Raw genomic sequence first — 14,352 nt, 5'->3', positions numbered from 1 at the left:
TGACAGCCGCGGCGCTTCATTGTCTGACGTCTTCGAGATCAGTTGCAGGCCGCGACGCTGCCGGCGGCGACGCCTGCACAGACCTCGTCCTTCTTGATCCAGCCGGCGTCGATGACCACGTTGAGATTGTCCTTGGTGATCGCAACCGGTGTCAGGAACAGCGACTTGACGGTGTTGCCGCCAGGCGTCGTGAAGTCCTTCGCACCGGCGATGTCTGCCATCTTCTTGCCGTCGGCCAGCTGCGAGGCGATCTCGGCGGCATTCTTGCCGAGTTCGCGCGCGTCCTTCCACACCGACACGGTCTGGGTGCCGAGCGCGATGCGGTTGAGTGCCGCATGGTCGCCGTCCTGGCCGGACACCGGCACGGTGCCGGCAAGGCCTTGCGCCGTCAGCGCCGCGACGACGCCGCCTGCGGTGCCGTCATTGGCCGCGACCACCGCGTCGACCTTGTTGTCGTTGGCGGTCAGGAACTGTTCCATGTTCTTCTGGGCGTTGGCGGGCAGCCAGCCGTCCGTATAGGCTTCGCCGACATTCTTGATCTTGCCGCTGTCGATGGCTTCCTTGAGCACTTCCATCGAGCCCGAGAACAGGAAGTCGGCATTCGGATCGGCACCCGAGCCCTTGATGAAGACGTAGTTGCCTTCCGGCTTGGCCTTGAACACCGCGCTGGCCTGCAAGCGACCGACTTCCTTGTTGTCGAAGGTCAGGTAGAAGACGTCCTTGTTCTCGATCAGGCGGTCATAACCGACGACCGGAATGCCTTCGTCCAGCGCCTTCTGCACCGCCGGGCCGATGGCCGAGGCATCCTGCGCCAGGATGATCAGCGAATTGGCGCCTTGCGAGATCAGGCTTTCGACATCGGTGAGCTGCTTGCCGGGATTGGACTGCGCGTCGGCGGAGATGTACTTGTCGCCGGCGGCCTCGATCGCCTTTTTCATCGCGGCCTCGTCGGTCTTCCAGCGCTCTTCCTGGAAATTGGACCAGGAAACGCCGATGACCTTGTCCTTCGCCTGCGCGACCGACGCAAGCGTCAGCGACATGGCGACACCCGCCAGGATGGCGGCTGTGAATTTCTTCATGATATTCCTCCCTGCGCCGCGTATGGCGCGACCAAACTGGCCCTAAGGCCGGCACAAAGGCCCCTATTTTTTCGAGCCTCGAAAAAACACTGGTCCATCGCCGGAACACTGTCAACAATGATTCTGATGGATTTTGAGGTGCCGCGGACTTTTTTTCGAGCTCCGGAATAAATAATGACAGCGTGGGGCGCTTCTGCCAGTATTTGGTGGCTTCGCTGGCGGCGTTCGGGAGGCACGAAAGGCCGCGGCGATCGGGAGGATGTGGGAAACATGTCGGTCGGAATCCGCCACGACGATCTGCGCCGGCGCAACCGCGCGATGGTGATCGCGGCCGTGCGCCGTGCCGGTCAGCCTTCGCGCACCGAGATCGCCGCGACCACCGGCCTCAGCCACTCGACCATCTCGGCGATCTCCTCCGACCTGATCGGCGAAGGCGTCCTGACCGAGGGCAAGCCGAGCGAGGCCGGGTCGCTGAAACGCGGCCGACCGCAGGTCGGCCTCACACTCAACCCGGAGGCGGCGGCGGTGATGACCGTGGTGCTGTCGCTGAATTTCCTGTCGGTCGCCGTCATCGACTATGCCGGCCAGGTGATATCGGAGGAACAGCGCCGGCTGGACACGCTGACCATGTCGCGCGAGGCGCTGATCGGCGAATGCGTTGCCATCGTGCGGCGCCGCATCGACGATCCCGACGTCGACGTCCGCAGCGTCGCCCGCATCGCACTGGCCATCCAGGGCATCACCGACACCGAGGCGCGCGCCATGCTGTGGTCGCCGATCACGCCGCAGACCGACATCGCCTTCGCCGACATATTCGAAGCCGAGTTCGGCATCCCCGCCACCATGGAAAACGACTGCAACATGATGGCGGTGGCGCTGCGCTGGCGCGATCCCGAGCGCTACCGCGACGACTTCATCGCCATTCTGCTGTCGCATGGCATCGGCATGGGCCTGGTGCTGAAGGGCGAACTGTTCACCGGCACCCATTCCTCGGGCGGCGAGTTCGGCCACATGATCCACCGGCCGGGCGGCGCGCTCTGCCGCTGCGGACGGCGCGGCTGCGTCGAGGCCTATGCCGGCAACTATGCTATCTGGCGCAATGCGAGGCAGCTTGGCGAGGACACCGAACCGGTCGACGTCAGCGACGCCGACATGCGGACGCTGGCGGCCTCGGCGCGCGAGAAGGACGGCCCGGAGCGCCAGGCCTATCGCAAGGCCGGCGAGGCGCTCGGCTATGGCCTGGGCAGCCTGTTCGCGCTGATCGATCCCGCCCCCGTCGCCATGGTCGGCGTCAGCGCCGCCGCCTTCGACCTGATCGAGCCGGCCTTGCGCGAGGCGATTGCCCGGACCGCCGGTGGCCAGCACTCGGAATCGATCTCCTTCGACACCGAGCCGAACGAACTGCCGCTGATCCGCGAAGGCTGCGCCATGCGCGCTCTGACCTTCGTCGACCAGGAAATTTTCGCGCCAGGCGTGCAGGCGAGAGGGGGCGCCGCTGGGAAGAACGTGGCGTGAAATCGAAGCCATCGTAACACCCGTGGGTTGGACAAAGCCTCACGACTTCGTCATCCCTGGGCGGAGCAGGAGCGAAGCTCCGTCGCGGAGACCCTGGGATCCATGCCGCGACCTTGGCCACGGAGTGCAGCGGAGCAGAATTCCGCACCGAGGCAACGCTTCGAAGTCGCGGCATGGATCCTCGGGTCTGCGCCGCGTCGCTTCGCTCCTTGCTCCGCCCGTGGATGACGAAGCAATGGACGTTTTCGCGAATCGCCAAGGTAAAGCGATCCGGCTTAAGCACGAAATCCGACTGTCTAACCTTCCGCGCCGAAGAACCTAATCTTCCCGGATCGCGTAGCCCGCCCCACGAATCGTGCGGATCACATCCGGCATGCGGCCATTGTTGACCGCCTTGCGCAGCCGCCCGACATGCACGTCGACGGTGCGCTCGTCGATGTAGATCGTCTCGCCCCAGACATTGTCGAGCAACTGGCTGCGCGAGAACACCCGGCCGGGATGGCGCATCATGAATTCGAGCAGGCGGAACTCGGTCGGTCCGAGCCGGATCTCGCTCTTTTTGCGGTAGACGCGGTGCGATTCGCGGTCGAGCACGATATCGCCGACCTTGAGCACGCTGGACAGCACTTCAGGTTTGGCGCGGCGCAGCAGCGCCTTGACGCGTGCCATGAATTCCGGCGTCGAGAACGGCTTGACCAGATAGTCGTCGGCGCCGGTCGACAGGCCGCGCACGCGGTCGCTCTCCTCGCCCCGCGCGGTCAGCATGATGATCGGCAGCCGCTCGGTCTCGGGCCGCATCCGCAGGCGCCGGCAGAGTTCGATGCCGGACACCGCCGGCACCATCCAGTCGAGCACCAGAAGGTCGGGCACGTTCTCCTGCAGGCGGATCTCCGCCTCGTCGCCGCGCGTCACCACCTCGACCTGGTAGCCTTCCGATTCCAGATTGTAGCGGAGCAGCACCCCTAGCGGCTCCTCATCCTCCACCACCATGATGCGTGGCGCGATCATCGGCTGGTCACCCCTGCTATGCCGCCGGCGCCGACATCGCGGTTTCGTCCTGCTTCGGGCGATTGGCGGGCAGCTGCGTGCCGGTCAGCACATAATACGCATTCTCGGCGATGTTGGTCACGTGGTCGCCGATGCGTTCGAGGTTCTTGGCACAGAACAGAAGATGCGTGCAGGCGGTGATGTTGCGCGGATCTTCCATCATGTAGGTCAGCAGTTCTCGGAACACCGAAGTGTATTTGACGTCGATACGCTCGTCGTCGGCGCGCAGCTTGGCCAGTGCGGCGGCATCGCGCGCCGCATATTCCTCGATGACACCTTGAACCTGGATCAGCACCAGCTGCGCCATCGCGTCGATGGAGTGCGACAGGTCGCGCGGCGTGGCGGAGAGCCCGACCGTGCCGACGCGCTTGGCGATGTTCTTGGCAAGGTCGCCGATGCGTTCGAGATCGCCGGCCATGCGGATCGAGCCGACGACGTGGCGCAGATCGTCGGCCATCGGCTGGCGCTTGGCGATCAGCGTGATGGCGCGGTCGTCCAGCTCGCGCTGGCGCGCGTCCATGATCGCGTCATCGGAGACGACGCGTTGGGCGAGCGCATTGTCGGAGTTCAGCAGCGCCTTGGTGGCACCGCCGACCATCGAGCCGGCGAGGTCGCCCATGTCGCTGATCAGCCTGCTGATCTGTCCGAGATCTTCGTCGAAGGCTGCAACCGTGTGTTCGGCCATGATCCTGGTCCTCGTATGCGTGATCAGCCGAAGCGGCCGGTGATGTAGTCCTGCGTGCGCTTTTCGCGGGGCGACGTGAAGATCTTCTCCGTCTTGTCGAACTCGACCAGTTCGCCCAGGTACATGAAGGCCGTCTGCTTCGACACGCGCGCCGCCTGCTGCATGTTGTGGGTGACGATGACGATCGTGTAGTCGGCCTGCAATTCGTCGATCAGTTCCTCGATCTTGGCGGTCGACAGCGGATCGAGCGCCGAGGCCGGCTCGTCGAGCAGGATGACTTCCGGCTTCACCGCCACGGTACGGGCAATGCAGAGCCGCTGCTGCTGGCCGCCCGAAAGGCTGAGGCCGCTGGCATTGAGCTTGTCCTTGACCTCGGTCCAGAGCGCCGCGCGCTTCAGCGCCTGCTCGACGCGGCCGTCCATCTCGGCCTTGCTGATCTTCTCGTAGAGCCTGACGCCGAAGGCGATGTTCTCATAGATCGACATCGGGAACGGCGTCGGCTTCTGGAACACCATGCCGATCTTGGTGCGCAAGAGGTTGAGGTCCTGCGAACGGTCGAGAACGTTCTTGCCGTCGAGCAGCACCTGGCCCTCGGCTGTCTGCCTGGGATAGAGCTCGTAGATGCGGTTGAAGACGCGCAGCAGCGTCGACTTTCCGCAGCCCGACGGTCCGATGAAGGCGGTGACGCTGCGTTCGGGCAGCGACAGCGTGATGTCCTTCAGCGCCTTCGACTGGCCGTAGTAGAAATTGAGGTTCTTGACCTCGATCTTTGCCTTGGCGGCTGCCTCGGCGGCGATCGTCATGTCTGGAGACAACATCTGGCTCATTTGTCCTCTCTGCGTCCGGTCAGGCTGCGCGCAAAGATGCTGAGCGCGAGAACCGTCAATGTAATGATGAGTGCGCCGGTCCAGGCCAGTTGCTGCCATTCCTCGTAGGGGCTGAGAGCGAACTGGAAGATGGTGACAGGCAGGCTGGCCATCGGCGCGTTGAGATTGCTCGACCAGAACTGGTTGTTGAGCGCGGTGAACAGCAGCGGTGCCGTCTCGCCGGAGATACGGGCAATGGCCAGCAATATGCCGGTGACGATGCCGGAAAGCGCGGCGCGGTAGGCGACCGAGCGGATCACCACCCAGCGCGGCGCGCCGATCGCGGTGCCGGCTTCGCGCAAGGCGTTGGGCACCAAATTGAGCATGTCCTCGGTGGTGCGCACGACGACGGGGATAACCAGAATAGCCAGCGCGACGGCGCCGGCCATCGCCGAGAAATGCCCCATCGGCCGAACCATCAATTCGTAGACGAACAGGCCGATGATGATCGACGGCGCCGACAGAAGGATATCGTTGATGAAGCGCACAACGGTGGTGAGCTTCGAAAAGCGGCCGTATTCGGCCATGTAGGTGCCGGCCAGCACACCGATCGGCGTGCCGACGATGATGCCGATGACGGTCATCACGATGCTGCCGTAGATGGCGTTGAGCAGGCCGCCGGCATCGCCGGGCGGCGGGGTCATTTCCGTGAAGACCGAAAGATTGACGCCCGACAGGCCCTTGTAGAGCAGGGCGCCGAGAATGAGCGCCAGCCAGGCAAGGCCGATGCCGGCCGCGGCGACGCACAGCGTCATCATCACGCCATTCTTGCGCTTGCGGCTCTGGTGAAGCGACGTGGCTGTCGACATCGGTCAGGCTCCGGTGCGGGCGTCGATGCGCATCAGCATGTAGCGTGCGATGGCAAGGATCAGGAAAGTGATGACGAACAGGATCAGGCCGAGCGCCACCAGCGAAGACGTGTAGAGATCGCCGACCGCTTCGGTGAATTCGTTGGCGATGGTCGCGGAGATCGTCGTTGCGGGCGCAAACAGCGATGTCGAGATGCGGTGCGCGTTGCCGATGACGAAGGTCACCGCCATGGTTTCGCCGAGCGCGCGGCCAAGGCCGAGCATGACGCCGCCCATGATGCCGATCCGCGTGTAGGGAATGACGACGCGGCGGGTCACTTCCCACGTCGTGCAGCCGATGCCGTAGGCCGATTCCTTCAGCACCGGAGGCACCGTGTCGAAGACGTCCTTGGTGATCGAGGTGATGAAAGGCAGCACCATGATGGCAAGGATCATCGACGATGTCAGCAGGCCGATGCCGTAGGGCGGGCCGGCAAACAGGCTGCCGAGGCCCGGGATACCGTGGAACACGCTGATGATGAACGGCTGCACCGTGGTCTGCAGGAACGGCGCCAGCACGAACAGGCCCCAGATGCCGTAGATGATCGAGGGAATGCCGGCCAGCAATTCCACCGCCATGCCGATCGGGCGCCGCAGCGGGCGCGGGCAAAGCTCGGTGAGGAAGATGGCGATGCCGATGCCGAGCGGCACGGCGATCAGGATGGCGATTGCCGAGGTGATGATGGTGCCGTAGATCGGCGCCAGCGCGCCGAATTTCTCCGTCACCGGATTCCAGCTTTCGCTGGTCAGGAACGAGAAGCCGAAGGTCGACAGGGCTTGCCAGGAGCCGGCAAACAGCGAGATCGCGACGCCGCCGAGCAGAACCAGCACCAATATCGCGGCGGCGCGGGTCATTGCGTGGAAGATCGCGTCTGTCAGCGCAAACCGCCTGACGATGGCGTCGCGCGAACCTCGAATGGCTGGCAAGGCTTCCTGGACAGCACTCATGTCAAGCTCGGCTCTTTCGAGTTGAAGGAAAAGGAGCGCCGCGGGCGCGGCGCTCCTCCAGAAGATGTTACTCGCCGGCGTAGACGGGCTTGCCGTCGGCCTGGATGTCGGTCTTCCACGAAGCCTTGATCAGGTCGACGACGCTGTCGGGGATCGACACATAGTCGAGCGCCTTGGCGGTTTCCTTGCCGTCCTTGTAGGCCCAGGCGAAGAACTTTAGCGCTTCGCCGGTGGCGGCCGCGTCATCGGGAACCTTGTGGATCAGCACCCAGGTCGAAGCCGCGATCGGCCAGGTGGTGTCGCCGGGCTCGTTGGTGATGATGACGTTGAAATTCTTGGCAGTCTTGAAGTCGGCATTCGAAGCGGCGGCGCCGAAGGATTCGAGCGAAGGCTCGACAACCTTGCCGGCTGCATTCACCATCTTTGAGTAGGACAGGTTGTTCTGCTTGGCATAGGCGTATTCGACGTAGCCGATGCCGCCGTCGGTCTGCTTGACGGTATTGGCAACGCCTTCGCTGCCCTTGGCACCGACGCCGGTCGGCCATTCGACGGCCGTGTCCGAACCGACCTTGTCCTTCCAGTCGGGCGAGAGCTTCACCAGATAGTCGGTGAAGTTGAAGGTGGTGCCCGAGCCGTCCGAGCGGTGCACGACGGCGATGGCGGTCGACGGCAGGGTGAGGGTGGGGTTCAGCGCTTTGATCGCGGCATCGTCCCAGGTGGTGATGGCGCCGAGATAGATCTGGGCCAGCATCTTGCCGTCGAGGACGAGTTCGCCCGGCTTGACGCCGGAGAGGTTGACGATCGGCACGATGCCGCCCATCACCATCGGAAACTGCACGAGGCCGTTCTTTTCCAGATCGGCATCGGACATCGGCTTGTCGGTGGCGCCGAAGGTCACGGTCTTGGCGATGACCTGCTTGATGCCGCCGCCGGAACCGATCGACTGGTAGTTGAGGCCGATGCCGGTGTCTTTCTTGTAGGTGTCGGCCCACTTGGCGAACACCGGATAGATGAAGGTCGAGCCGGCGCCTGAAAGGTCAGCTGCCATTGCCGCGGAAAGGGTGATGGTGGACGCCGCAGCCATTGCAATCGCAACGGCCGCCGAGCGGATGAAATGTCTCATGTGGCCTGCTCCTGTTCGGAAGATGGTCTCTCGGCGCCATTTCTTGCCAGCGCCCGCTGAGGCCAATAGCCTTCGATTATAACAGTCGCATGACAGTTTCATGTCAGCCCGGTAACGCGTCGCCGGCGCCGGCAAAGGCGGTGGCGCGGCTGGTTCGCGGCCCGATCCGAGTTTGTCCCCGGAATCATGGGCTTGAGCCGTCCGCCGACCGCAGCCGCCGCCGGATTCGACGGGGCTTTCAAAGGTGAAGAAAATCCGGACGGGAGTGCGTTGCTCGAGGCCAGAGCGTGTCGTGGCCGGGCCATCGCCGAAAACAGGTCCGTTGGGGTAGAGTGACGCTGTTCCTTGCCGGCGGTCGCTGCTCCCGCCCGTAACTGGATGAGCGGAATTCGATGCCGCCATTGTCCCGGCTAGGCACAGCCTTTGATATGGTGCGATCGCACCATAGTCATTGCACGCGGGGGTAGCAGGGAATCTCCCACTGATTCCTTCGGCTTGCCTCTTCAGATGCCGCGAATCCGCGACGCGGTGCTATCCCGCGTTGCGCTGCGCCTGGCGGCTGGCGCCGACCCAGCGCTCGACCTTCTCCAAGAGGGCCCTGGGGCTGATCGGTTTTGGCAGATAGTCGTCCATGCCCGCTTCCAGGCATCGTTCGCGATCGCCCTTGAGCGCATGCGCGGTGACGCCGACGATCGGCACATGCGTGCCGGTTTCTTCCTCCAGCCGGCGGATCGCGGCCGTCGCTTCGAGACCGCTCATCTCCGGCATCGAGACGTCCATCAGGATCATGCACGGATTGAGCTTGCCGAAGGCGTCGAGCGCCTTGCGGCCGTTGCTGACGATCTCGAAGCCGTAGCCGGTCTCGCCAAGGATCTGGGTGAAGACCATCTGGTTCACCTCATTGTCCTCGGCCACGAGGATATCAAGCCTCTGTCCGTCACCGCCGACGGCCGGCAGCCTGGGACGAACCGGCGGCGGCTGCAATTGTGCGCGCTGCTCGGACAGCGCCAATGATTGCCGCTGAGGCGCGTTAGGCGCCTCGCCTGCCGATGGCTCGGCGGCGTGGCCAACCGTGGTGTGGCGATGGCGCTGGACGGTCGCGACCAGCGTTTCCAGCAGCACCGACGAGCGCGCCGGCTTGATCAGCTGTGCGTCGATGCCGAGATCGCGGTAGCTGGTGTTGGCAAGCGACTGGTCGACCGAGGTCAGCATGATGATCGGCGTGTTGGCGAGGCCGGCGGTGTTTCGCACGATGCGCGCCATTTCGGCGCCGCTCATCCCAGGCATCTGGTAGTCGAGCACGACGCAGTCGACCGGTACGCCATAAGCCGCGGCGGCGATCAGCACCTTGAGCCCCTCGGCACCGCTTTCGGCCGCGCAGGAATCGAATGTCCACGACGTCATCTGCTCGGTCAGGATGGCGCGGTTCACGGCATTGTCGTCGACGATCAGCACGCGAGCGCCGGTCACGTCCACCGGCATGATGCGCTGCCCGTTCTGCTGTTCGGCGCTGGGCAGCGTCACCTCGAACCAGAAGGTCGATCCCTTGCCCTCGGCGCTCTCGACGCCGATTTTGCCGCCCATCAGCTCGACCAGCCGCGAGGTGATGGCGAGACCAAGCCCGGTGCCCTCGTGCCGCCTTGTCGAGGAGGTGTCGACCTGGCTGAACTTCTCGAACACCAGCTTCAGCTTTTCCTCGGGGATGCCGATCCCGGTGTCGGTGACCGAGATCGTCAGCCTGGTTCCGGTCGGCATCCGTTCGCCGGTCACGTCGACCAGCACATGGCCTTCGTCGGTGAATTTCACCGCGTTGCCGAGCAGGTTGGTGACGATCTGCCTGATGCGGCCGACATCGCCGATGAACAGGCTTCCGAGCCTCGGCTCGATGCGCACGATAAGTTCGAGATCTTTTTCCTTGGCGCGTGTCGACACCAGCGTCGCGACGTCCTCGATCGCCTCCGCGAGATTGAAGGGCGCCGGATCGAGCACCAACTGGCCGGCATCGATCTTGGAGAAATCCAGGATGTCGTTGATGATGGTCAAAAGCGCGTTGCCGGATTTGACGATGATGTCGGTGAACGTCTTCTGCTTCGGATCGAGATTGGATTTGGCCAGGAGTTCGGCCATGCCCAGCACGCCGTTCATCGGCGTGCGGATCTCATGGCTCATATTGGCGAGGAATTCCGACTTGGCACGGTCGGCAAGCACAGCACGCTGGCGCGCCTCGCGCAATTCGGCCTCGCGCATCTTCAATTCGGTGATGTCGGTGGTTGATCCAATCAGATAGAGCGAACCGTCGGACGCGATCATCGCGCCCTTTCGGGCGAACTGGTGGCGCACGCTGCCATCGGCAAGCGTCACGGTCTCCTCGATCTCCTGGGTTTCGCCGGTGCGCAGCACGGCCAGGTCGCCGGCGACGAAGGCCTCGCCGTCCGGCCCGAAGATCTCGACGTCGGTCTTGCCGATCGCCTCTTCCTTGCCGAGACCGGTGAGATCGCACCAGCCTTTGTTGACGTAGAACTGCCTGAGGTCGGAGCGCTTGGCGTAGATCGACACCGGTACGTTGTCGATCAGGCTGCGGAACACCTCGTTCTCGCGCATGCTTTCTTCCAGCGCCCGCTCGCGCGCCTTGACATCGGTGATGTCGGTGCTGGAGCCGACAAGGTGCACCGAGCCGTCGCTGGCCACCAGGCGGCTCTTGCGCGTCATCAACTGCCGCACCGTGCCGTCGCGATGAGTGATCGGCTCCTCGACCTCGCGCACATTGCCGGTCGCCACGACATCGGCGTCGTCATGGCTGAAGCCTTCCGCTTCCTCGGCGCCGAACAATTGCCGGTCGGTCCGGCCGATGACATTTTCCTTGGCGAGGCCGGTCAGCGCGCACCAGGCCTTGTTGACGAATTCGATGTTCAGGTCCTGCGCCTTGATGAAGGCGGCCACCGGCAGCTCGTCCATGACGTGCCGGAACAGATCGATCTGGCGCATCGAGTCGCGCAAGGCGGCCTCGCGGCTCTTGAGGTCGCTGATGTCGACGCGCACGCCGATGAACGTGCCGTCATCGGTGCGCATGTCGTAGACCTGGTACCAGCGTCCGTCCGCATTGAGACGCTCGTAGGAAGAATTTGACAGACGGTAGCGCGTCAGCATGCCGTCGAGCCAGCGGTCGGTATCGACCGCATACAGGCTGTCCACCTCGGCATCGCCGCTCGAGCGGAAATAGCCGACCGAGTGGCCGAACTCCAGCGCCTCGCGGAAAGTGCGGCCGGGCTGCCAGTAGGGCTTCAGTGCCGGCAGCGAATCCTGCAGCTTGCGGTTGGCGAAGACGAACTTGTCGTCTCGGTCGTAGATGATGACGCCCGCCGGCAGCGATTCCAGCACGGTTGCAAGGTTTTTGCGGGCATCCTCGGCTTCCGTCTCGCGGCCCTTCATGTCGGTGACATCGACATAGGAAATGAGCCGCTTGCCACCGGCCAGCGTTGCCAGTGAGGCCACCAGCGTGCGCCCGTCATTGTGCGGCAATTGCCTGGAGCCGGCGACGCCGGCCCTGATCTCGGCTTCGCGCTCGGCGACATGGCGCTGCCAGGCAGTCTCGTCGGCACCGAAGGGATCTATGGCACGGCTGGCTTCCATCAGCTCGCGGAAGCTGGAGCCGATCCCGGCGCGGTTTGGATCGATCCTCCAGAAGTCATGGAAGGCGCTGTTGATCACCTCCGCGCGCATGTCGGCACCGAGGACGACCACGCCGATCGGCATCGAATCGACCATCGTGCGAAGGTTGACGAGACTTTGCGAAGAAACGTCTTCGTCCTGTTTCGGCGCCATCTCCTCGAAGGCGGCGGCCAGCGCGGTGATGTTGCGGCCGATGCCACGATAGCCGGCAAATTTTCCTTCGCTGTCGAAGCGTGGAAAGCCTGACGTCAGCACCCAGCGGCAGTCGGCGCCGCCGCCCTTCAGCTCATAGACGAAGTCGCGGAACGGCCGGCGCGCCTGCAGATCTTCCAGATGCGCTGCCGCGCTGCGATTGCCCTTCAGGACCTGGTTGAGGAAATCGAAGCGGAACCGGCCAAGCACATCGGCCGGATCGATGCCCGTCGCCGCCTGGTAGCCCTGCGAAAGCCAGGAGAAGCGCAGCTCCGCATCGGTCTCCCAGATCCAGTCCGAGCCGGCTTCGACAAGCTGGCGAAGCCCTTCGGCGCGATCCATATCGGCAGTATGTGGCAAGGCGTCGCCGCCATGCACTGCTGCCTTGCCGGGCTCGCGCTTGCCGCGCGCGCCGATTGCTTCGTCCGCTTCCGCCATGCTGTCCCCACCCCGAAAATCAAGGCCGAACCCTCCCTCCGCGGTTCGTCGGCGGAATGTGCCCGAGAAGCATTAACGATCCGCTAACCTTAACGAGCAACCGGACCGTTGTTGCTGCGTTGTTCCGTGCGGTTGCCGGGTCGGCCAACGCTGCGTTATAAGCGCCCGCAGGGGTGTTGCTTATGTCTGGACGGATAGGGCCTTTTTTGCTGGGCGTGGCGCTGCTTTTCGGCAGCGGCTGTTCGCGCAGCTATGACGGCACGGTCATCATCCCGCGGCCGCTCGATGCCAGGCGCTTCTGGGACCGGCCGCCACCCAATGTCGACTACGGACCGTCGCAGGTCGACAACGGTGCCTTTCCGGCGCCACCACAGTCGCCCGAACGGTTTTCCGAGCGCAGGGTTGTGAAGCCCGCCGTGCAGAGACGGCATCAAAGGAGGCTTTCCTCCCCGGCTCCCTCGTCTTCCGGCCCGGAAAAGCAGCTGGCGTGCAGGAATGTAAGCGCGCCAGGCCAACGCGTTCGCATGGTTTGCGACTAAAGCTGGAGCCTTGTTGCCGGCAGGGCTTCTATAGCGTTGCCGCGCCCTTCTTGGGTTCTTTTGCACCGAGCTTGTCGAGCGCTAGGCGAACTTGGCGCAGATCGTCTTGCCAGCCGTCATCGTTGCCCATCGGGCTCTCCGACGCTGCCCGCTGTAGCCCGCGCGCCTCGGATTCGATCTTGCGCAGTTCGGCGATCTTCTCGTCTTTGGTCAAGGAGCCGTCTTCGAGGATCTCCAGAACCCGCATTTCCCTGAACGTGGCCATGGCGTTGCTCCCGGCTGATGTCGATCACAACGCTGGGAGCAGGCACCTGTTCCAGCCGGATCGCGGCGGCCAGGATCGCGGCCAGGTAAGCGACAGGCTCATCGCGGCGGTCGGCCGCCGGGTTTGAAAAACCGTTGCTATTCCACGGGGAAGAAGGCAGGGCCAACCATGCGCACCGACCGCTTGCCAGCCTCGATCGATTGCAACCGAGCGGTGCCCGGAGCCTCGCTGCCGGATCCCGGAATTGCCGCGACACTGCCGAGGTCCGGCTTTGGCTGCGGCAAGGGGATGATGGCATTGCTCATGTTCGTGGGCGTGACCGTCCTCGCTCTCAGTTCGGCAACCCGCTGGTAATAGCGCTTGACGTCACAGGCCTTGAAATTGGCATCCTCACGGTAGCGGAAAGCCGTCGGCAATTCCGTGTAAGGCTTGCGCGTGTCAAGCGCGGCCATTTTTTCGGTTTCCAGACTGGCATCGCTCAGCGTGTAGAGGTCGACCGCCGGATCGTCACAGATGTAACGGCATTGATCGGCCGTATCCTTGAGATCGTCATTGCCGGCGAATTGCGACTTGGGCGCCGGGAAGAAATATCCATCCGAAAGGCGCACGCAAAACAGCATGGTGTTGCCGCCGTACGTTGGCACCGCCGTTGCCGCGGCGGACTGCGTCTTCGGCGCCGGGCGCTGCTCCTTGCCCCGGAATGTGCAGCCGAGCGCCGCGAACCGTGCCTGCAGGCCCGAAATGTCCCGGCCGGAATTGGACGCGGCGGCGATCTGGCGCTGCACGTCCGACCGGTTCCTGGCAAGGTCGGCGCAAGCGTTGAAGAAACCACCCGTCGCACTTTGCGCGGTGCATCTGCGCTGCCTCTCCAGGCCCTGGATCGCCGCGAGCTGGCGACGCAGCTGCGCCAGTTCCGGGCTCACGCCGCCGCCGCGACCGGCGGAAAGCAACTGGCCTCTGATCGCGCTGCAACTGTCCGCGTAGGAAGATGTTGTGCCGAGCGCAAAGGCGGTCACCATTACCAGTGCGACCGTCATCATGAGAAACCAGAAACGGGTCATCGGGACGACATGATCCTTGTTGCGGATAGTCTGGAATCACGTTCTTTAGACTGAGCTAACCTTTGGTTAGATGAGCC

General features: G+C 63.8%; 11 protein-coding genes. 1 reads left to right on the top strand and 10 read right to left on the bottom strand.

Features of this window, described 5'->3' with window-relative positions:
* Positions 1 to 38: 38 nt before the first annotated feature.
* On the bottom strand, positions 39 to 1,079 hold the full coding sequence (gene xylF / locus LB568_RS09980) for a D-xylose ABC transporter substrate-binding protein (protein WP_013892657.1): 1,041 nt from the start codon (positions 1,077 to 1,079) through the stop codon (positions 39 to 41).
* Positions 1,080 to 1,349: 270 nt separating this feature from the next.
* Here xylF and LB568_RS09975 point away from each other — a divergent pair, with 270 nt between their 5' ends.
* Complete coding sequence (locus tag LB568_RS09975) at positions 1,350 to 2,594, top strand: ROK family protein (RefSeq protein WP_224730000.1); 1,245 nt, start codon at positions 1,350 to 1,352, stop codon at positions 2,592 to 2,594.
* Between the two features lie 318 nt (positions 2,595 to 2,912).
* Here the strand turns inward: LB568_RS09975 and phoB are convergent, their stop codons facing one another.
* The 9 genes from phoB to LB568_RS09930 form a co-directional block, all read right to left on the bottom strand.
* Entirely contained in the window at positions 2,913 to 3,602 is a 690-nt protein-coding gene (gene phoB / locus LB568_RS09970) for a phosphate regulon transcriptional regulator PhoB (RefSeq protein WP_010911896.1), read from the bottom strand.
* A gap of 16 nt (positions 3,603 to 3,618) precedes the next feature.
* Positions 3,619 to 4,326, bottom strand: a complete 708-nt coding sequence (phoU, locus tag LB568_RS09965) for a phosphate signaling complex protein PhoU (RefSeq protein WP_010911897.1) — start codon at positions 4,324 to 4,326, stop codon at positions 3,619 to 3,621.
* 23 nt (positions 4,327 to 4,349) lie between these two features.
* Positions 4,350 to 5,153, bottom strand: a complete 804-nt coding sequence (pstB, locus tag LB568_RS09960) for a phosphate ABC transporter ATP-binding protein PstB (protein ID WP_013892654.1) — start codon at positions 5,151 to 5,153, stop codon at positions 4,350 to 4,352.
* Positions 5,150 to 6,001: a phosphate ABC transporter permease PstA gene (pstA, locus tag LB568_RS09955; protein WP_013892653.1), complete on the bottom strand. Its 852-nt coding sequence runs from the start codon at positions 5,999 to 6,001 to the stop codon at positions 5,150 to 5,152. Before pstA ends, pstB begins: the two co-directional genes overlap by 4 nt.
* A 3-nt stretch (positions 6,002 to 6,004) precedes the next feature.
* Positions 6,005 to 6,988, bottom strand: coding sequence for a phosphate ABC transporter permease subunit PstC (gene pstC / locus LB568_RS09950; protein WP_013892652.1), 984 nt, complete (start codon positions 6,986 to 6,988; stop codon positions 6,005 to 6,007).
* Between the two features lie 67 nt (positions 6,989 to 7,055).
* Complete coding sequence (gene pstS, locus LB568_RS09945; protein WP_224729999.1) at positions 7,056 to 8,111, bottom strand: phosphate ABC transporter substrate-binding protein PstS; 1,056 nt, start codon at positions 8,109 to 8,111, stop codon at positions 7,056 to 7,058.
* Positions 8,112 to 8,642: 531 nt separating this feature from the next.
* On the bottom strand, positions 8,643 to 12,410 hold the full coding sequence (locus LB568_RS09940) for a PAS domain-containing protein (protein WP_224729998.1): 3,768 nt from the start codon (positions 12,408 to 12,410) through the stop codon (positions 8,643 to 8,645).
* A 567-nt stretch (positions 12,411 to 12,977) separates the two neighbouring features.
* Positions 12,978 to 13,214 (bottom strand): hypothetical protein, encoded by a 237-nt coding sequence (locus LB568_RS09935; RefSeq protein WP_013892649.1) that lies wholly within the window; start codon positions 13,212 to 13,214, stop codon positions 12,978 to 12,980.
* 137 nt (positions 13,215 to 13,351) lie between these two features.
* The gene (locus LB568_RS09930) at positions 13,352 to 14,275 is read right to left on the bottom strand and encodes a DUF2865 domain-containing protein (protein ID WP_140573311.1); all 924 of its coding nucleotides are present in this window, start codon (positions 14,273 to 14,275) and stop codon (positions 13,352 to 13,354) included.
* Positions 14,276 to 14,352 lie beyond the last annotated feature (77 nt).

The sequence above is a fragment of the Mesorhizobium sp. B263B2A genome, assembly GCF_020165775.1.
Classification (GTDB): Bacteria; Pseudomonadota; Alphaproteobacteria; order Rhizobiales; family Rhizobiaceae; genus Mesorhizobium; species Mesorhizobium opportunistum.
Note: the sequence above shows the minus strand (reverse complement) of the source record. Positions and strands in the feature narration are given on the sequence as shown.